Genomic DNA, 20,089 nt, shown 5'->3' on the forward strand with positions numbered 1-20,089 from the left:
CAACGCTTAACGCTCGCGGCCATTAAAGGATTGCACCACTCTGACAAGAGGGGTAGTCTCGTCAGTGCCGAATCAATACTTAGGAGATCGCCATGATGAATCTGGACACTCTGTTGCAAAAGATGTGGGTGGATTACTGCCAACTGAACCCTGCAGCTAAACGCATTTATGACATTTTCACCGCTGAAGGTGAAACGGTGCTGAATGACCACATCGCTCTTCGCACCTTCAACCACCCGCGCCTGGGTATCGAATCCCTGGCAAAACACTTCAAAAAACTGGGTTACGTTGAAAAAGGTGAATACACGTTCGTGGAAAAAAAGCTTTACGCCAAACACTACGAACACCCGAACATGGACAATCCAAAAATCTTCATCAGTGAGCTGGAGCTTGAAAAGGTTTCCCCTTTCATCCGTGAAACCGTGAACCAACTGGTGGCACAGGTTCCGGATTCTGTGATTGAAAGCGAAACTTTCGCCATGGCGGGACGCCCTTGGAAAGTGAACTGGGAAACTTACGCAAAATTGGCGGAAGAATCCGAATACGCTTCCTGGGTGGCGGCTTACGGTTTCCGTCCAAACCACTTCACGGTCAACGTGAACAAACTGAACAAGTTCAACGATCTGCCGACTTTGAACAAATTCGTCCAGGACAAAGGCTATACGCTGAACAAATCCGGCGGCGAAATCAAAGGGACCAAAGCGGACTATCTGGAGCAAAGCTCCACCATGGCTTCTGAAATTCCGGTGAACTTCGACGACGGCAGCACCCACAATATTCCGGGCTGCTACTATGAGTTCGCAAAACGCTATGCACTGGATAACGGCCAGCTGTATCAGGGCTTTGTCGCAAAATCTGCTGACAAGATCTTTGAGAGCACGAATAAACAGAAATAGTGCAAATGAAAAAGGCCGGGAAACCGGCCTTTTTTTTATGCGATTTTTTTGATCAGGTAATTCAGAGTGTCCTGATCCTGCTTCTGGTCCTTCCAGTGCTCGTGCGCCTTCAGGAAGATCTGCACCAATTGCGGATCGAACTGCGTGCCCGAACACCGCTTCAGTTCTTCGTACACCACTTCCATCGGCAGGCCCTTGCGATAAGCGCGGGTTTCGGACATGGCATCACAGGTGTCAACCACCAGGATAATACGCGCGATCAAGGGAATCTCGTCGCCGTTCTTTTTGTCCGGATAACCACGGCCATCGACACGTTCGTGATGTCCGCGAATGCCCGGCAGAATCTCAGCAAAGAAATCATGGGTTGCCAATGGCTTGATGATCTCTTCACTCAGCACCGGATGACACTTCATCAGCTCATATTCCTGATCTGTCAGCTTGCCCGGCTTGGCGATGATCTCTTGAGGCACACCAATTTTGCCAATATCATGGAAAAGGCCGGCAAATTCAGCCAGCTTCTGCTGATACTCATTCAAGCCTGCATCGCGCGCCAGCTTGCGGGACATTTCCCCGACACGGCAGCAATGGGCATACGTCAAAGGGTCCACGACCTTCAATGACTGCATCAGCGCCTGGGCGGCATCGTAAGCCCAAGTTGGAATGTTTCCCCAGGAAGAAGACATGGCACTCCCTTTGTTCCCCTGTTTACCATCTTTTGTTCGGCTAAACGCGCCATTTACTTAAACTCGAGAAAGTTTTACGTCTCATTCCGAGACAACTTCTCGTTGACAGCTTTGCCCGTGGTTGGAAGACTTTGGTCTTGATATCCATCTTGTATGACTTGAAGAGGTTTTATGAAAAAGTGCTTTCTTTTGATCCTGTTGCTGGCTTTCTCCAGCTCCGCCTTTGCGCAAAAAATCAAAGTTCGCAAAGTGAAAGGCAGCCAGGCCATTATTGACTTCTCTGGCGGCAGCCTGGCCCCTGGACAGGTCTATGAGCTGGCCCCGGATGAATTTGGCGACACCACCATGAGCCAGTCCATGCGCAGATACTTGATCGCCGTTTCCTTTGACCTGACTAACACAAAGTCTGATGCCGCAGGCGCATCTAACGAAACAGATATTGCGATTTCGGGCCGTTTTGGCTGGAACTATGCGACCTATGAGTTCGGTCCTTTGGCTTCCTATGCCGCAGATGCCACTGGCAGCCTGACCAGCACCCTTTTCAAGTTCGGCGGCTGGGCGGATTACAACATGATCGCCAACACTCCGGGTGAAATCTTCATCTATGGATTGGGCGGCTTGTTTGATATCGGTCAGTTGGATAACGGTGCCGGATCAAAACGCGACATCATGGAATTCTTCGCAGGTCCGTTTGTGAAGTGGTTCCCGACGGGCAGCAATGTCGGTTTCCGTCTTGATGGCGGATACGTTTATCAAAAACAATCCGGCGGGGTTGCTTCTGACAACGTGGTATCTGGACTTGCAATGCAAGCCGGCCTTATGGGTTACTTCTAATCATAATCAAACTTTGCGCACACCCTGGGCGACTAAAAAGCCCAGGATCTTGCCTTCGCGGTGCAACGCCGAACCCACTTTCGGGTGAATCAAAAAGCGGCGTTTTTCCTCAGAATTACTTTCCCATACTTCGTGCTCGCCAATATCAAAAATCAAGGTGCCGGGAATGCGACCCTGCAGAGTCTGCAGACACATGGAAAAAAGCTTTTCCGTCACCTGAGGATCGCGGCCAAAGAGCTTCCACCACTCGACAGAATAGAGCTCTTCCACGGAATAGCTGCTCATTTCAAAAAAACGAAGATTACGGAAAATTTGAAAACCTTCGTCAGTGTAAATCTCGACACAATCTTCAGGTTTCACGGTCAGAAAAAAGTCCGAGGCAATCGAAAGGCCCCAGCGCTCAAGGGCCCGGCGGCAAAACCGTTCAGAGTCCCTTAAAGAGGACTGCTCGGCCTGCGCACTTTCGCAGATATCAACGTAATCGCGCAGGGTCTTGAAAGCCCGCTCTTGCTGACTGGGTGTCAGCGAGTTGAAGAACTGCAAAGAGCTGTCTTTGTAAGGGTGGATGCTGACGCCTTCCTTGCGCAGCAGTTGACTTAACTTCTCACACAGCACTTTAAAATCCGCGAAGCCCATAAATCCTCTATGCAACGTAAAACAGGATACTGGTTGTTTCAGCAGAGTTTCCAGACTCTGTCATGACCAAAAACTCTCTTCTTCAGAATACAGCCGAGTGTTCGCAGAGGGTTCACCCGAACGGGTTATCGCTGACAAAAAATGTCTGAATAGACACTCTATTGGGCTTCAAATCCATCAGGATTCAATTAAGGCAGGCACCCGCTTTGCTGGATAGAGGTGTCGAACCTTTGCCAATTTTTAACTGGATATCGAAACTGATCCGCGGTTCAACGAAGCGGAATAAAACAGGAGTTCGTAAATGAAAAAACTGATGATTCTGTCTTTGTCCATGCTGATCACTCTGCCCGTGTTCGCCAAAGGCCTTTCTTCCTCTGAAACGAATGCAAAAGCCCTGGAAGTTCTGATCGACAGCGCCGGTGCCATCACTCTGGAAGGTGACGTTCGCACTGATGAAAAACTGTCTGCAATCTTGTCCCGCGCGATGATTTCTGCAGGCCAGGGTTCTGCGACTATCAAGAATAACTGCATCTTTATCAGCTATGACGGGATCTTTGAATGCCACTTGGACATCCAGCATCTGATCGATGGTGTTAACTATGGCGAGACCGTGATTTCATACGAAACATTCGCGGACAAAGACGGCGCTCCTGATAAAATGCTTATCAACAAGGTTCGCGTTTCCCGCGGTCACTAATTAGCATCTTGACATCTCCGGTTCCCGACCCACCTTTGAGCTTCGGAGGTTTCGATGCAGTCCACGTCCCCCAATAGCTTTCTGGTCGTTCGCCGTACGTGGCTCAGCCGCCGTCCTCACTTCCGTGCAAGCCTTATAGCGGCCTGGAGCGTGTTTACCCTGATTGCCATGTCCGTCGTCTATTGGCGCAACTGGGGCGGCATTGGGGCCCTTTTACCAGCCTCGGGCGACGCGGTCTTTAAGAACCACGAATACTGGCGTCTGTGGACGGCCCTGTTTGCCCATGCGGATCTGGGGCATCTGGCTTCGAATTCTTTGGGTATCTTTGTTCTGGGGTACTTCCTGAGCGGTTACTTCAGTCTGTGGTTCTTCCCCGTGGCGGCTTTATTTATCGGGGGCTTCACCAATTACTTAACTCTATTAAGTTATGACCCGGCGGTAAAGCTGGTCGGTATCAGCGGTGTGGTTTACTGGATGGGGGCCGCATGGTTGATTTTATATCTGTTACTGGATCAGCAGCGAACCAAGACTCAGCGAATGCTGCGTGCGTGCGGTGTGGCCCTGGGGGTGTTCTTCCCCGCTTCCGCCTTTGACCCTTCAGTCAGTTATCTGGCGCACTGGTATGGATTCCTGCTGGGACTTGCCAGCGGAGCTGTTTATTATTTCGTTAACCGGAAGACTTTCCTGAAAGCTCTTATTATTGAGCAGGTTGTTGAGGACTCCCCCTCTGAAGACGGCTTGCAAGAACCAAGGAATGTCCCCCCCGAGATTCTTTAGTTCACAAAAAAAGAAAGAGGCTCCTTTTGGGAGCCTCTTCTTTTACAACAACATTTAAGTTAAGAAGACAATTACCAGTTGAAGCTGGATTCGTCGTAACCCCAGTTAGCAAGAGCTTTTTTGTACATGCCCTTCATGAACTTCTGAGCCTGGTGAGGTTTCAAACCCAACGCGGCAGCAGATCTGTTTGTCAGGTCTTGCATGCCAGAGTTGTCACCGAAGGAAAGATCTTTAGCAGCAGCCAAAGCGTCAGAGAACTGAACACCGAAGACAGCTTTGAAAGTCTTGTCCATGTCTTTTTCAGAAGTAGTACCGCGTTCAGCAGCAGCAACTGCCCAAGAGTTCAATGCAGAAGCAACCGCAACCGCTTTGTCTTGTTTGAAGCCGTATTCTTTCATCAGACGATCAGAAGCCATTTTAACAAGCTCTTTATTTGCATCAGAGTTCAAAGCAGCAAAGTTTGTGTCTGAAGCAGAAGAAGAAGTTTTGTCATTGATAGCTTGACCGTAGTTGGATTCACCGGAGTTCGCATTGTAAAGAACGCCGTTTTTACCCAACCAGTAAGTACCACTGGAGATATCTTCCCAATAGAAACCAGTTGTGCCCACACCGATAGTAGTGCCACCAACATAACCAGCGAATTCGCTTACGTTAGCATAGTACTGGAACACGCCAAGGTCGTTGTAAACCGCAGCTTTACCGTTGGAATCAAATTTAACATACCAAAGATCGTCAGAACCGTAGCCGCCTCTGTTGTAATCAGGATCGTCGGTTACTTTGATACGAGCGCCAGTGGATTTCAGGAAAGTACAGCCTGGAGAAGCTTCCTGAGTTTGGCACACGTCACCGTATACTGTTTCATATGGGTAGTAGATAACTGGTGCAGAGCCGCCGCCGCCACCACCGCCTCCGCCGCCGCAGGCAGCAAAGCTCGTCGCAACTACAGACGCAAGAACTACGCGCATAACATTTTTCATGATGGTTCCCCCTTATAGGTTTTGTTAAAAATCGAACTCTTATATTCGTTTTTGTTTAGTAAGTTAAATTAACTCTCAGCAATTTATCGCCGCAGTAGTAATCGAACGAGTGGGCTCCCTTGACCCCGTCAAAGACTGGTGTATCCATCGGACGACACCCTGTCGAAGACTTGAATCTCAAGCGCGCTGGTGACACCAGTTCGATCGCAGATCCATCCCTTGCAAAAACCGGTACCAACATTTTGACACCACGGCTGAGTTCCGAACTTTCCGTGGTAAATAGCGCTGGAATCTTCGTTGATGCGTCGCGCGCATCCTTTAAAGTCAGTGGGAAGTACAAATTCGTCATCAACATGTCCGGGAAGAAAGTGTAACGCTCGAAACTTTTGCTTACTACACGGGTCGTCACAAGGTCGTGATACTGGATTTCCGAGTTCGTTAGAACAAAGGCTCCTTTACGCTGCAGCCCCGCAAACACGGCGCGCACCCACAAAGCGGAGTCAAATTGGGACCGCTCAGCCCCCAGCTGCTGGTCTAACAGCTCCCAGTTCTTGTTATCAAAGACCGACAAACGCTGCTGACGGTTCAAACCTTCACCGAACCAGAAGCTGCCCGCGAACTCGTCCTTGCCGTAATCCAGGGCATGAACCTTGTCGACACGGGTGTCGAGGATGTTGCGGTAAGTGGTCTGATGGGCAAACAGATCCAGCTCCATGAAGTTTTCGATTCGACCTTCCACCACCTCGGCGATGGCGAAATTATATAGATAACTTGGCTTGGCTTCGGTTCCCTGGTTTTTTGCCAGCAAAACCGGCACACGTCCCGCCACCATCTGTTCACGGCGCGGTTCGATCACGTCGATGATCTTGTAACCCTGATGTTCTTCCAGGGCTTTGAGTTCATTCTTTTCGTTCAGGAAATAGAAACGAGTCTGCGGCTTTTCATAGTTGTCCGGATTTTCCCAGCGCTCTTTCAAACCACGTTTTTTGGATGGATCTTTACCACCACCCACCCATGCCGGGCGTTTGGTGCCACCGATTTTCTGCCAGTACATCTGATAAGGCGCCGGAGCCAGCTCCGCAGAGTACTTGAAGGTCTCTAGCAGCTTCATGGCTTTATCAAAGATATAGAACGTCATTGGTGATGCTTCCGGTTCATCCAATTCGGATTTGTCTTCCAGGATGCCCATCACGTATTCGCTTTGACCGTCACCGTTCAGATCCAAACGGGTCAGAACCTGTTCACGCAGATTGTCGGCTTCACCTTCAGGGCGGATTTTAGTGCCACCCACAGCGGTATAAGCGCCGTTGCCGTTATCAGCAACCAGCCACAACTGCCAGGTGTTGTTCTGCTGACCCAAAGCCAGGTAATCACGCTGTTCAGGGTGGTTGTCCAGATTTTCATCCAAAGGCAGGAAGGACACGCGGGTTCTTGGCATGCCAGTGATGTTAAATGTCTTCACATCGGCGGAAGCCATTTCCGGCGTCACGCTGACCACGACTTCACTTTCAAAGACATAACGGCGGGCTTCGGCATCACCAACACGCACATCCACAGTCAAATCCAGTTCACTTGGGATGCGGGACTGGGAAGGATCCTGAGAATCCACCAGACTCATCATCACCACGTATTTGCGCACTTCATTCTGCTTCCACACACCTGGGTACGGAGCGGCTTCTTTGATCGCCGTGATCCAAGGACGAACCGCATCCACATGAGGCTTGATGAACTGAGCGTTCATTTTCACTTTGCCGATATCAACGGCCTGCCATTTGTTCACAAAGGAAATCTCGAAGCTCAGGTCCTTGCTTTTACGGTCCCAGTTGATTTCGACTTTTTCTTTATCCGCAGGAACGATCAACGGCTGCACGGAAGCTTTCAGGGACTGTTCAACGTCCATGTTACCGGCCACAGAATATTTTTTGTAAATTTCCCTTTCCGGGCTCAGCGCTTGTCCTTGTTCATGAGAGCCGCCAGAAACCAAAGACAGATTTGATTTCAAAGGGCGGGCACCCAGTACAAGTCTTGCGTAAATCTCATCAGCCGGAACTCCACGAGCCATCAGCTCGGCCACAGCTGCCGCGACATAAGGCGACGCTTGGGACGTTCCAGAAAGGTATTCGTAACCCAAAGTTGAACGGAAACGCACCGGACGTTTGCTTTCAGGATAAGTGCTTAGGATGTTCACACCCGGAGCCACGATATCCACACCGCTGCCAAAGTTGGAGAAATGCGAGAACGCGCCATCAGGACCGGCCGCTCCCACGCAAATCACATTTGGATAAGCGCACGGACGAAGAAGCGCACGGGTCGAGTCATTGCCGGCAGCAGCCACGATGATCACACCGCGGGCTTGAGCTTCCGCAATCACTTTGCGCATGAAATCAGAATCTTTCGCCTGAGGCCAACCCATAGAGAAGTTGATCACCTTGGCGCCAGAGCGCATCGCATAGATCACGCCACGACCCACCATATCCCCCAGACTGCGGGTGACACTTTCACGGCCGGTCTCTTGTGGGGAATCATAAATAGACAAAGGCTTCATCGGCTCAGAAGGTTGAACACCGATCACCTGCACCGGCAGGATCTCGACGTTTTCACTCAAACCACGCACACCGATATTGTTGTCGACTTCAGCCGCGATAATACCTGCGACGTGAGTCCCGTGACCCTGGTCATCTCCAAAGTCCGGACGGCCCATGATGCCGGCGGCATTCACGCCACCCAGCAAGCTCCAGCCCTGACAATCCAGTGGGTATCCGTTTTTATCCTGATCCACTTCCGGATTGCTCAAATCCATCCATTTCTTTTCACAGGTCTTGCGGTCACTGTCAGCCACGCAGGCTTCAAATTTCGCCAAAGCCCGGCACTCAGATTCATTGCGACGGATCACACCCTTCAGATCCGGGTGATTTTTGGCGATACCAGTATCGAGGACTGCCACAATGACTTTGTTTTTGGCTTTTACCGGGGAAGGCAAACGCACGTCTTCCTGCGCACGCGCAGGAATTTTATAGGTGTGCAACGGATCCAAGTCGATCATTTGCGGCACACCCTGGTTGTTCAAACCCCATTGCTTGTCAGCAAAAGGATCGGCGGCCTGCACTTGGCCCGCCAGGAAGCTCATCGAGATAACGGAAAGGATCAAGGATCTCATCGGAAGCTCCCCAGGGATTTATCCAGTTCGATTGGAGAAATGCGGGTTTTCGTCGCGAACATCTGAATCAGACCGTTGGCATATTCGATGTTCTGCTTCGGATCACCCAATGTGTTGGAGAAGTACTCAATATCCCCGTCCTCATCACCGGCACGGAAGCCGTTGATGCGCACGAAGTAAATGTAGTTGTCCTTACCCAGGAATTTCAGCAGCTGAGGCAACGGGATCGCCTCTTCCAGCGTGTAAAGGACATTTGTCATCCACTGTGTCTGGGATTTTTTGTCCTTCGGGTAGCTGGCAGAAAGCTTCAGCAGTCTTTCCATCCACGGCAACATACAATCAAAGTAAGTTCCGTTGACCCAAGAACCCTGATAGTTCATCGTTTTTTCTTTTTTATGTGCATCCTGCTCTTCCTGACAAGCCGTGATGAACTCGGATTTACCGCGTTTGAAGTCGCCGTTGCCCAGTACGGTCACCATATCATTGAACATTTCCTGATCGTGAGGACGGGCTTTTCGGCCCATTTTTTCGCTCAGTTTCTGGAACAGACGTCCGATGAACTTGGCTTTAGGAACAGACTTCCCGTCCTGATCTGGTTGAAGGATCAGGTCTTTGACCTTGTCCAAACCACCCGGCAGGATGGAAAGATTCGCCGTGATACGATAGAAGTCCACCGCCGTCACATTCGCGAAAGCTTCCTTTTCAATCAGACGATAAGAGCCGACCGGAGAACTTTTCAGTTCGCCTTGAACCTCGTCGATCAGTTTCAGGAATTTTTTGCGGTTCAAGTGCCAGCCACCCCACACGCGCTGAACAACACCCACGGATGGATACTGTTTCGCGTTGGTGGTCAGGTCAGCTTCCGTGGTCACGGTTCTCCAGTACGCTTTACCGTACGGAGTGTTGGCCGGATTTGGATCGTCGGAACGAGCCAGATCCACACGGCCTTTAGGCCACCACTTGTTCATCAAGCCTTCAACCCAGTCAAAGGCAAAGCCCAGCAGATCGCGACCGATCAGTTCGCCGCGCTTATTAGAGAACAGCGTCACTTCTTCGTCTTTAGGATCCAGATCCGGAGCCTCTGCACTGCGTGGGTAACGGATTTTCAGAGTGTGATCTTCGTTAAAGGAATTCACACGCATCGCGAAGAACTTGTTACGGATCTCGCGGGTTTTCAGATTGTGGTCGATCTCAAACTTGCGGTGATTGAAGTTTGCGTACAACAACTCCGGGTCGTTGCTCTTAAACAACGCACGCAAGGCCGGTTTCAGGTCATTACGGGTTTTGATGAAGTCTTTTACGAACTTCGCTTCCTGGTTTTCAGAATCAATGTATTCCGCGTACTCAGGATTGTAGTCAATCACGAAGGCATCCGTGCTCAGTTCCGCCCAGGTCGTGTTGGCGCGAACACGCATCACGTTGATGAAATAGTTGATATCCAGGGTCATACCCATGGCTTTGCTGTTCTGGGAACGAACGTAAACCTGGACACCTTCTTTGGTGCGCATGAAGCTGGTTTGTCTTAGGATCGCACGATTGCCATCCACCCCCACAGCCACCGTGTTCAGGAAGTTCAATGGAGAAATACCCATCAGAACATCCAAAGACGACGACGCTTGAGCGTAAGCCGACAATGCGATGGAATCTGTCACTGTGAACACTTCACCTTCACGCAGTTCACTTAAGAAAGCATCCAATGGTTGACGGGCTGGCTTGCCTTCTTCCTGGGACTTGATAGGGTCCTTTTCATCCAGCACCGCAGAAAGCTTGCTCATGAAGCGAGGAATCAACAAATCCTTCCAGGACACTTTCGTGCCTTCCTGGATGGAGTTCAAAGGGCGTACGTGAGTGTAATCACGCATCACCATGATGTTGGCACCTGCCATTGGCGTAACCTTAGGCACCCCGTCCAGAGTCATGAAGTAACCCAGACGAGCGGCCACAGATACGTTATCCACCAGCTGAATTGGCGCCGAACTGCCGAAGTAAGTCCCCGTTGTCACGTGGCGAGTCGCCCCCAGATTGAAACCACCTACGGGACCGCCCCACGCTTCCACTTTTTGGTAAAGTGGTTCATACGGACGCTCACGGATATGCTCAAGAACCCGCTGAGTGATCTCATCACGGCGATTTTGGAAAAGATCCGAAGTGGAAAGCAAATCCAATTTTTCGTTGATGTGGTTCATCACAGTGCCAATCACCGCGGATTTAGCACGGATACCCATGTAACGCTCAAGATCCCCGTCCTGAAACGGAGACTGACGGTCCCCGTGCGCAAAACGCTGAGGATAGCCCGGAACGAATTCCTGAGTGACTTTACCGTCTTTCACCAGGCCAGAGCGTGACGTGATGTTCAGGTCCGGCAATGGCAACGCGGAAGTATTCTTAATGTTGAAAAGCTCCAGTGCATTATGAGCACGGTGCAGAAGTTTAGCCAGGATCAGGTCTTCAAGCTCTTGCGGGTAAGCACCAGCACGCACGATTTCCACGAAGTCACTGTAACGAAGATCTGCCATGCGGCGAACCAACCAGCGCACGTCCTCATAACTTGCTGCCGAGAATGATTCTGCTGATGGGTGATTGATCACCACGTGACCGGAAAGTACTGCACCGAACTTGGCGCTGAATCTGTTCACGGACTCGGGCAAATCAACCAAGGCAAATGGCAGGATCAAAGCGCGGTAAGCTCTGTAACGGGAATAGCGTTGTACAGCAGGCAGCTGATTAGGATTGTTTGGATCTGGAGCATAACCCCACTGGATGTCGAAGTATTCAGCCACAGCCGGCTCAAGAACCGCGTCTGAGAACACGACCGAGTGATTTTGTTTGTTGTCTTCCGTCACCCAGCCACGGCTTTCAAAGTCTGAAATCATGGATTCCTGGGCGTTCTTCAGGAAGGATTCTTTTTCAGCTTCGGTTTTGAAGAATACACGCAGGTTGCGGTAATACTTTGGAGACGGAACATAGTATCCCAGCTTTCTTAGCAAAGCCGCACGCATCAAAGTTGTATGAGTCAAACGGGACAGGCTTAAACGATAGAACAGATTCGGATTTTCCAGCGACTGAACGCGGGACATGTAAGTGAACGGCAAGGCGGCTTCTTCAGAAAGGAACTGCACCCCGCGCTGAGCGACCGGATAACTGCCTGGAATGTCTTCCACACCCGGATAAACGCGGTTTTGCCACATCTTGTTTTCAAGAGGATTTAGCAGACTGAGATCAGTCCCCTGATTGGCAAGGGCTGCGGCCTGACCGACATCCAAAGCTGTTCCGGAGCTGTTAACCAGATCCATCGCCGGCTTTTTTACAGAGTTCAATGGCAATGAAACACTCTCGGCACTTGCGATGGAGAGCGCCATCAAACACAGGGCGCAGACTATAACTATTCTGAGAGACATAGCTTATCCTTATCAAAAAGGTGTCAAAGTGGTGTCAAAAGGGCCTTACACAGACCCGGTTCCCGGAACAGCAAGGAACGGGCCACAAATTGTCAGTCATTTAGAAATAAGTTCCCGTTTAACTGCTTCAGAAACGAAATGACCGCCTTACACGGCGGTCATCTGTAGCTTTTACAAGCTCTGCTCAAGTTATCGGCACTTGATGCGATAGTGCGCCATCATTGCGTCTTCAAGCATTTCCCGCTCGTCTTCGTCCACAACATACACGCCCAACGAGCGGCTGGTGTTTTCAAGCACGAAGCGACTTACGATATCTGGTGCATAGAAAGCGCTGTTTTTCACAGAATAATAAAGCAACTGATCCTTCGAAGGCTGATTAGAGTCGTAAACAGTGAAAGTAATCATGTCATTGGTGGCCTTGTAGGACTTCACCATCACGATGTGCTGAGCTGTCCTGCCCGCGCGCAGATTCACCAGAGTCAGGCGCTTGGTGTCAGCATTACGGCGCATGGTCGCCACGGTTTCCTGATTTTTGCTGGCGCTGCGATCGCCAGAACCAGCACCCATGCCGATATTAGCTGCACGGAAGAAGTGACGAGCCTGATTTTCTTCAATCTCGGCACGGAAATGTCGGTGAACGTTTTTGCCGTCCACGTTTTCTACGTAACCTTCAAGCAAGCGCATCCACAGACTGTTGGTGTGCCACTTGTCTTCAGCCAGAGAATTGGTAGGAACCGGGAAAACGCTGTTGGCTTTCAAAGAACGCGTGATGATGCGTTCTGAACTGGATCTGAGTGCGTAGTTATCATTGTTATGATTGTCGTTAACCAGCTCTAGAGTTCCACCGCGGATCTGATTCAACAGCCCCGGGGAAATTTGATCCATTCGCAAGCTGGTGGGTTCATTATAACGGGCCATATAAGAGATCATGCGCTGAGTGCTGCTAAGAGCCCAGCAGCCTGCAATCGTCGCCACCCCACTTCTGAAAGGCCAGTTCGTGATCGGCATATTGCGGGATTCATGAAAGGCATCGGCTTTAATACGATAGTAAATTCCCTCAATACTGAGCTTGTTGCAGGTCAGATCCTGCACCAAAGAATCCGTGACTCTTTTGTTGGAGATGAACTCAGAGGCGGAAGTACTTCGTTTTTTGCCCCAGGCATATGCGCGGTCTGCCGTCGCGGCCATGGCCGTGGCAAAGGCACATAAAAAGAGCACAGCGGTCTTTACTAGCTTCAACATACAACGTCCTTTCATTTTCAACGTCGGATGCTAAAGCAATTCACAATCCATAGTGGTTCCATGTTTAAACCCTGTTCAGCTGTCAAAGACCTGAACAGGTGACCAAATTGGCAGTAAGAAATTGGAAAGTTGGACATTGGAGGGGGATTAGAAGTCGCGGCTGATGTTGAGGCCCGTAAACCCAGCCCCGACAATCGGGACTATATTATAGTCGCTTTTTCCGGTGTTCAGCGCGCTGGCGCGGCCCCAGTAAATGCCCAGGGCGGCGCCGGCCACCACATCACTTGTCCAATGGATGTTTTCACTGACTCTGGAGGTCGCCACGAAAGTTGCCAAGGCAAAGGCCGGAATACCGACCTTGTAGCCGTAAGCGTACGCCAGTGATGTCGCCGTGGCATAGGACGAGGATGCGTGGCCTGATGGGAAAGACAGATAATCTCGCCCGCTGGGACGTTCACGGCCTATCAGCGAGGCCATGGTGATATGGCTGGCAGCGGTGAGAGCCAGGGCCTTGCCGTGAGCCAGACCGTTTTGTGGATCCAGCCACAGCTGCGCCAAAGCAATGGCAATACCCGGCCCGCCGCTGCCCAGATAGGCACCTATATCCGCGGTGTCTTTATCCATGATCAGCTTGTCGGGATTGAGATTGTTTTTATAAACAGTCTGATCATATTGCCTTGCCGTCACAGTAGCGCCGGCCCCGATCAGCAAAATCAACTGCCCCCCACTGTCGAAGGAATTAGTGATGGTGGGTTTTAATTCCTGATGCCACAACCAGGATAAAGTTTTTTCTTCCGCTTGTGCGGCTGAATAAAAAAACAACATGAAAGCGACAATAAGGTTTTTCATGATGGACCCCTTTGCCATTTCATCGGGATCTGTTTTGCCATGAGCCCCAGTGCGGCCCCCAGAAGGCCGCCAAGAAGCGCACCAGCCGCGACGTCCCCTGGGAAGTGCACTCCGCAATACACGCGGGAATAAGCAGTTAAAGACGCCAGTGCCAACAATGGAACTCGCGCTTTGGGATAAAACACACCAATGAACACGACCAACGCAAAGGCATCCACGGCGTGACTGGAGGGGAAAGAAAATCCTCCCTGCTCTGTTCCGCGCAGAATCACCAGATCGGCAATGTCAGAGCGAAACGGCCGGGCCCGCTCGAACAGCGGCTTGATCAAATCACCCGACAAGAAGTCAGCAAAGCTTGCGACCACCACGGCAGACACAAGCACCAGCACACCTTTCAGTCGGGTCTTCGTAAACAACCACAGCAAAATCGTCGGCAGCACCATGAACAAAAACCACGGGGATTTCTGAAAATCTGTCCACCACGGAAAAAAGACATCAAACATCGGATTGGCCGTGGTGCGGTTGATGAATAAGAAAATCTGCTGGTCAAGTTGTTCCCACATGGCAGAACTCCTTAAAAGGCCAGGATGCCAAAGGTGACGGCGATACTGTAAATGCGCGCGTTGTTCGTGACCTGGTTGCGGGAAAGCACCAAGGGCACCTCCCCATCCATCATCACGTCCTCTTCACTTTCCAGTGTCTGGGCGGTGGCAGCGATTTCGGTGAACCACACCTGTCCCTTGGAATTCTTTTTCAGAACGCCCCAGCCCAAACCCACTACCGGGCCATCGAAATGAATGCGACTGGTACTGGGATCAGAAACGCCTTTTGGAGTTTCACCGTTCAGAAATAAAACTGTCGGAGCCCGGCCCACAAAGAACCTTGCATAAGGCGTCCCTTCCATCTCGGGATAAAGTTTTGGCAACTGCGTGCGAATCCCCATGGTCAGCAGCGTGTCCCATAAAAGGAAGCTGTCCTCCATACGATTGAACTTCACACTGGCACTCCATTCCACGGCCCATTCCGGATGAAATACATAAAGCAGGTCAGTCTTCAGATTCACTCCAACACCACCATCGGAATGGTCGTCATCAGAGGTGTACAAAGATGAATTAAAACCGCCGCCGGCCAGCAGATGAAGGCCTTTGCTCCAGCGGTCCGTTTCAAAATCAGTTGCCAAAGCCGAAACAGAAAGCAGCATCGTGAGCAGATATGCGGATACGGATTTTTTCATATCAGTACCTCCAGGACAGATTCAGTCCCAGGGAGTCCGTTCCCACATTTGGTATTGCCGCAAGTTCCTGCGGATAGTTCGACAACAAGGTGAAAGGATTCAGAGCATAACCCAAAGCGCGCATCCACGCGACATCCTGCCCGCGCAGATGATGACTTAAGCGTTCAAAGCCCATCCCCACAAGAGTTCCAAAGACCGGTGTCTGATAAATATCCTGGATGCTCGGAGGCTCAGTGTAGGTTTCCACCGCAAACTCGAAAGCCAGCGAAGAAAGGAATGTCCAGGCGAAGGCTTCTGTTTCGGTGTAGCCGCGATAGCGATAGAAAAGATAGTAGTACTGCCCGGCCAGAGCGTGTTTGAAGATGTTGTAGTCAAAGCTGTCTTTGTCGAATTCAGGATGGCGTGGATAATTGGCGAAGTTGTCCCAGGAACCATGATCGGCGATGGTTTTTTCCTGGGTGATCAAATACACGCTCCATTGCGCCACATAGACGGCACCAAAATTCAGAGCGTACTCACCTGCCGAGCGTGGAGGTGTTGATGTTGTTTCTGCCGCAAATCCTTGAGCGGCAAAGAAAAGGGTTAAAAGGACGGCAACGAGGGCTTTCATGGGAAACTCCGCATATCGCGAAACACCCTGTGAGTTCGGACTCCGAAGTATCTATCTGTAATTGTTGATTAAATATCAACAAAAGCTCACTTATGTATGTACGCGATTACTTACTTATATGAAAACAAAATTAACGGATTGCGCGTAAGTAATCAAGCAATTACTTAAAAAATGAGTATTGGGGGACGAAGCTTCGCCTGGGCAGAATAAAAAAAGGAAGGCTTTGGGGGCCTTCCTTTTTTGTTTTGATTTTACAATTCAACAGCTTAGAAGTTGATTCCGAGACCTACGGTTCCGTAGAACGTGTTCAGCTCGGCTTTCTGATTTACAGACTCATCAGTGAATCCATATCGTTTCATACCGAAACCTGCCTCCCCGAAGTATCTCTCGGACCACAACACTTTACCGTGGAAGTTCAGAGACATCGGCGCATTCAGTTTCACATTCGAGTCCATGGAGCTTGCGTAGTAGATAAATTCCATGTCCACCCATTTTGGATAACGCATGAACGGAAGAAGGTTGAAGAAGTCATCAAACACCTTCGGCATGGAGCGCGCCCAGAAGGCCCCTACCCCCAGCATCGGCGCCTTCAATTGATCGAAGGTCACATTCTGATAAGACACCATCGCACCGACGGATTCATCGCGACCCCACAGACCCGGTGTTACACGGTATTTCAAATCAACCGTCATTACACTCAGCGGAGCGGTGTTGCCCGCAGCATCGACTTTCAACTGATTAAAGGACTGGAAGTACTTCGCACTGAAGCCCCAGCGCTGACGGGACAACCAATAGTTGGTCCAACCGAACAGATCCTCGAACCACTGATTATAGGCCACTTCGCCCATGAAAATGAATTCGCCGGAAGCCTGCACCGCCGTGAAACGACCCGAAAGCTCGCGCGGATAACCTTTATAGATTTCATAGTAAGACTTGTAGGTCTTACCGTCGATGTCGACATTCAAGTACGAGCGATTGATCTGACCACGTTCGGTGGCTTTGAACTCCCACACGAAAGAAGCCGGATCCTGAGGATTTTCCTTTACGGAATTCTGCTCGGAAGACACTTGAGCCACCGGCTGTTTGCGGCCCTCTAGTTTGATACCGTCAATGTATGTGCCCGTCGGGGTTCTTTTGCTCAGGTAAACGCGCGACTGCGTGCGCGGAATCTCAGACAGTTCAAATTTCTGTTTGAAGATACCGCCGCCCTGACCTGGCAGATAAATTTTTGGATCATCTTTCTTGATCGCCGCTGCCCAGAACTTGCGTGGATCACCGATGGTGGATTCAAAGCCCAGCATCTTGGTGAAGGAACTGTACTGATCCGGATTCAAAATTACTGAACGTCCCACCGGGCGTGTGTCATAGCCGACAATTCTCAAAACACCTGGTTTTTTGGTGTCAGCGATATCCATCAGCTCCAGCTTGTTGGGTAAGGTCACAAATTCATAGGACTCGCCAGTTCCCAATTCTGCAAAGAAGGAGCTTGGCATGTCCGCCGCCACGGGAACGGAATTTTTCAATGCCGCCTCTTCATTATTCACCAGCACTCGCGGTGTCACTGCATCTGCGCGCACTTTCCCCATCACAACAGTTTTACCACTGGATTTGGAACCGTAACGCTGAGAACACATTTTCGTGGAGTTGCGACCATCAGTCTGAGTCAAACAGAAACGGAAGGATTCTTTCTGCCCCCAGAATGGAGCTTTCGCGGATTCAACATCCTGAATCGCAAACTGGGAACCAAAGATACCGGCACGAACCACGTCTTTTGACGGAACACCTTTTGCTACCAGCTCTTTTCTCCACGCATCCAATTGTTTTTGCCATTTGGTGCGATCGGCTTCCGTGAAGGAGTAACTCCAAAGCACTGTTCCAGTGCGAGAGATCATCTCGATTGTCCCATGGCTCATCAGTTTTTCAGGCCATGCCATCACCAATGCCACTTTACCAGCTTCACCGCTGCCCAGAATCTGATTGATCTGCGAGTGAGTTTTACCCAGTGGCAAAAGAGCGAAGAAGAAGTTCTTCTCGTTCAGCTGCACGTTCCCGATTTTCAGATTTTTCCCGCCAGCCGCGCTCAGGTCGTATTCCATCTCCAGCGGAGGAAGGATCACGCCATTATCCAGCTGATCGAAATAAAGGGGCTTATTGAAATCACGAGTCGCTGCGGTTTTTAGCAAGGAGCGTTGAGGCGCCGGAATCTCTTCCGTAGACTCAGCGGCTTCCGCTGGAGCCGAAGTTGGCGCCGCTGCGGGTGTTCCCTCTGGTGTTTGAGCGTGTGCAAAGGACGCAAAAGACAATAATACGGACAATACAAGATGCTGCGCACTATTCACGATATATACCTCACTGCTGTGCTTCAATTTTATTGAATGCGAGGTTTTGTAACAAGCTAAAATATTGGACTGTCTGGGTTTTTCGGTTTATGAAGACGGGACCGATTATGAAGGAGCCTTATGTCTGCCGCTCGTACTATCTATCACATGAGAGTTGAAGAAATCATCGACCACACCCCAACGGTGCGTGAATTGGTCCTGAAGACTGAAACTCCGAATGAATTCAGCTTCAAAGCAGGCCAATTCGTCATGCTTCACGTGCCTCAGGGCGAGGCAAAACCCGCATTGCGTGCTTACTCGATCGCCTCAGATGACCGCACCAAAAATGGATTCCGACTGCTTTTCAAGTTCGTGGAAAATGGCTTAGCCTCGACTTTCGTGTGGCAACTTAAAGGCGGCGAACTTCTGAACTTCACCGGCCCGTTCGGAAAAGTCTTCTTCCAAGAGCCTCCAACGGAGCAAATCGTCTTCCTGAACACAGGAACAGGCCTGTCCCAACACTTGTGCTATCTGCTTTCCAAAAAAGAGCAGTATCCAAATCTTCGTTATCGCATGCTGTTCGGCGTGCGCACCGAAAAGGACATGTACTATCAAAAAGAAATCGAAGAGCTGCAAAATGCTTTGCCTGACTTCAAGTTTGAATTTGTCCTGAGCCGTCCTCAAGACGACTGGAAAGGCAAAAAAGGCTACGTTCAGAACTTCATCTCTGAATTTGATTACAAAAACATACCGACGACGTTCTACCTTTGCGGTAACGGCGGCATGATCAAAGACGTAAAACACCAGCTTCTGGAAGTCGATGGCTTTGATAAAACAAAAATCTGGGCCGAGGCGTTTGACTAAGAATCGCGCAGCCCTGGAGCTGATCTTCGCCGGAGTCCTTTGGGGCTTCGGCTTTGTCGCCACTGTCTGGGCTCTGGAGGCCTTCACTCCGGTAGAGACCCTGTTTTTCCGCTTTGTCATCGCCTCTGTCATGGGCGAGATTTTGTACCTGATCATCAAAGGACCCAATTTCACCAGTCTGCGCGAAGAAATTTTCCGCGCCCTGCCCGCCGGGCTTCTTCTGGGCGGCATGCTTTTACTGCAGACCATCGGCCTAAAATACACCACCGCCACCAAGAGCGGATTTCTGACCAGTCTTTATGTGATTTTAGTGCCGCTGTTCAATGCGTGGTTCTTTAAATCTGCCGGCAATTGGAAAAACTATGCTCTGACCGCCATGGCTTTGTTGGGAACTTTCATTCTGGTTGATGCCAATCTTTCTGGAATCAACTCGGGCGATCTATGGACGCTGGGCTGTTCGGTGTTTGCGGCTTTTCATATTATTTATATCGGAAAGATTTCAAACAAAGTCGGCAATGCGTTTCGTTTTAACAATTTCCAATCCGCCTGGTGCCTGCTGGCGCTGACGCCTCTGTTGCTGACTCAGGAACGTACCGTTTGGAATATCACCGAATACAAACCGATTCTGGGGATTCTATGTCTGGGGCTGGGTTCCAGCATCATCGCATTTTACCTGCAGATCCGCACACAGAAGGTGCTTTCAGACTCCACCGCCAGCATGCTGTTCTTGCTGGAATCCCCGTTTGCCGCGCTTTTCGGGTTCTTGATTTTAAGTGAACGCCTCAGCGTGTTCCAGATTTCCGGGGCAGTGATAATTATGATTGCCTCGGTTCTGCAGATTCTGACCGACACAGCAAGCAAAACCGAAAGCGCCAAGACATAAAAAAAGCCTGCTTTAAAGAGCAGGCTTTTTTGTT

General features: G+C 50.4%; 17 protein-coding genes. 6 read left to right on the forward strand and 11 right to left on the reverse strand.

The window, feature by feature from the left end:
* The first annotated feature begins 92 nt into the window (after nt 1-92).
* A complete protein-coding gene (locus ACNQKP_RS09465; RefSeq protein WP_417864389.1) occupies nt 93-896 on the forward strand; it encodes a DUF1338 domain-containing protein in 804 nt (267 codons plus the stop codon).
* Nucleotides 897-931: 35 nt separating this feature from the next.
* Here ACNQKP_RS09465 and ACNQKP_RS09470 read toward each other — a convergent pair whose 3' ends face one another.
* A complete protein-coding gene (locus ACNQKP_RS09470) occupies nt 932-1,579 on the reverse strand; it encodes an HD-GYP domain-containing protein (RefSeq protein WP_015091488.1) in 648 nt (215 codons plus the stop codon).
* Between the two features lie 171 nt (nt 1,580-1,750).
* On the opposite strand from ACNQKP_RS09470, the gene ACNQKP_RS09475 reads away from it, so the two are divergent.
* Complete coding sequence (locus ACNQKP_RS09475) at nt 1,751-2,413, forward strand: hypothetical protein (RefSeq protein ID WP_417864391.1); 663 nt, start codon at nt 1,751-1,753, stop codon at nt 2,411-2,413.
* A gap of 6 nt (nt 2,414-2,419) precedes the next feature.
* Here the strand turns inward: ACNQKP_RS09475 and ACNQKP_RS09480 are convergent, their stop codons facing one another.
* Complete coding sequence (locus ACNQKP_RS09480) at nt 2,420-3,049, reverse strand: hypothetical protein (protein ID WP_417864393.1); 630 nt, start codon at nt 3,047-3,049, stop codon at nt 2,420-2,422.
* A gap of 301 nt (nt 3,050-3,350) precedes the next feature.
* Here ACNQKP_RS09480 and ACNQKP_RS09485 point away from each other — a divergent pair, with 301 nt between their 5' ends.
* Both ACNQKP_RS09485 and ACNQKP_RS09490 read left to right on the forward strand, forming a co-directional pair.
* A complete protein-coding gene (locus tag ACNQKP_RS09485; RefSeq protein WP_417864394.1) occupies nt 3,351-3,746 on the forward strand; it encodes a hypothetical protein in 396 nt (131 codons plus the stop codon).
* A 54-nt stretch (nt 3,747-3,800) separates the two neighbouring features.
* The gene (locus ACNQKP_RS09490) at nt 3,801-4,523 is read left to right on the forward strand and encodes a rhomboid family intramembrane serine protease (RefSeq protein WP_417864395.1); all 723 of its coding nucleotides are present in this window, start codon (nt 3,801-3,803) and stop codon (nt 4,521-4,523) included.
* A gap of 71 nt (nt 4,524-4,594) precedes the next feature.
* On the opposite strand, the gene ACNQKP_RS09495 is transcribed toward ACNQKP_RS09490, so the two are convergent.
* The 9 genes from ACNQKP_RS09495 to ACNQKP_RS09535 form a co-directional block, all read right to left on the reverse strand.
* Nucleotides 4,595-5,500: a hypothetical protein gene (locus ACNQKP_RS09495; RefSeq protein WP_417864396.1), complete on the reverse strand. Its 906-nt coding sequence runs from the start codon at nt 5,498-5,500 to the stop codon at nt 4,595-4,597.
* A gap of 55 nt (nt 5,501-5,555) precedes the next feature.
* Nucleotides 5,556-8,657, reverse strand: coding sequence for a S8 family serine peptidase (locus ACNQKP_RS09500; protein WP_417864397.1), 3,102 nt, complete (start codon nt 8,655-8,657; stop codon nt 5,556-5,558).
* The gene (locus ACNQKP_RS09505; protein WP_417864399.1) at nt 8,654-12,055 is read right to left on the reverse strand and encodes a hypothetical protein; all 3,402 of its coding nucleotides are present in this window, start codon (nt 12,053-12,055) and stop codon (nt 8,654-8,656) included. The genes ACNQKP_RS09500 and ACNQKP_RS09505 overlap by 4 nt, the downstream gene beginning before the upstream one ends.
* 189 nt (nt 12,056-12,244) lie before the next feature.
* Nucleotides 12,245-13,297: a hypothetical protein gene (locus tag ACNQKP_RS09510; RefSeq protein WP_417864401.1), complete on the reverse strand. Its 1,053-nt coding sequence runs from the start codon at nt 13,295-13,297 to the stop codon at nt 12,245-12,247.
* A 147-nt stretch (nt 13,298-13,444) separates the two neighbouring features.
* Nucleotides 13,445-14,146, reverse strand: a complete 702-nt coding sequence (locus tag ACNQKP_RS09515; RefSeq protein WP_417864402.1) for a phosphatase PAP2 family protein — start codon at nt 14,144-14,146, stop codon at nt 13,445-13,447.
* On the reverse strand, nt 14,143-14,709 hold the full coding sequence (locus tag ACNQKP_RS09520) for a phosphatase PAP2 family protein (RefSeq protein WP_417864403.1): 567 nt from the start codon (nt 14,707-14,709) through the stop codon (nt 14,143-14,145). Before ACNQKP_RS09520 ends, ACNQKP_RS09515 begins: the two co-directional genes overlap by 4 nt.
* 11 nt (nt 14,710-14,720) lie before the next feature.
* Nucleotides 14,721-15,380, reverse strand: a complete 660-nt coding sequence (locus ACNQKP_RS09525) for a hypothetical protein (protein ID WP_417864404.1) — start codon at nt 15,378-15,380, stop codon at nt 14,721-14,723.
* 1 nt (nt 15,381) lies between these two features.
* Nucleotides 15,382-15,990, reverse strand: a complete 609-nt coding sequence (locus ACNQKP_RS09530; protein WP_417864405.1) for a DUF3943 domain-containing protein — start codon at nt 15,988-15,990, stop codon at nt 15,382-15,384.
* A 266-nt stretch (nt 15,991-16,256) separates the two neighbouring features.
* On the reverse strand, nt 16,257-18,305 hold the full coding sequence (locus tag ACNQKP_RS09535) for a hypothetical protein (RefSeq protein ID WP_417864407.1): 2,049 nt from the start codon (nt 18,303-18,305) through the stop codon (nt 16,257-16,259).
* A 144-nt stretch (nt 18,306-18,449) separates the two neighbouring features.
* Between ACNQKP_RS09535 and ACNQKP_RS09540 the strand changes: the two genes are divergently transcribed.
* Nucleotides 18,450-19,172, forward strand: a complete 723-nt coding sequence (locus ACNQKP_RS09540) for an FAD-binding oxidoreductase (protein ID WP_417864408.1) — start codon at nt 18,450-18,452, stop codon at nt 19,170-19,172.
* Nucleotides 19,165-20,055 (forward strand): DMT family transporter, encoded by an 891-nt coding sequence (locus ACNQKP_RS09545; protein WP_417864410.1) that lies wholly within the window; start codon nt 19,165-19,167, stop codon nt 20,053-20,055. Before ACNQKP_RS09540 ends, ACNQKP_RS09545 begins: the two co-directional genes overlap by 8 nt.
* Nucleotides 20,056-20,089: the final 34 nt, after the last annotated feature.

Origin of the sequence: Bdellovibrio bacteriovorus, assembly GCF_048286975.1 — a bacterium.
Classification (GTDB): domain Bacteria; phylum Bdellovibrionota; class Bdellovibrionia; order Bdellovibrionales; family Bdellovibrionaceae; genus Bdellovibrio; species Bdellovibrio bacteriovorus_H.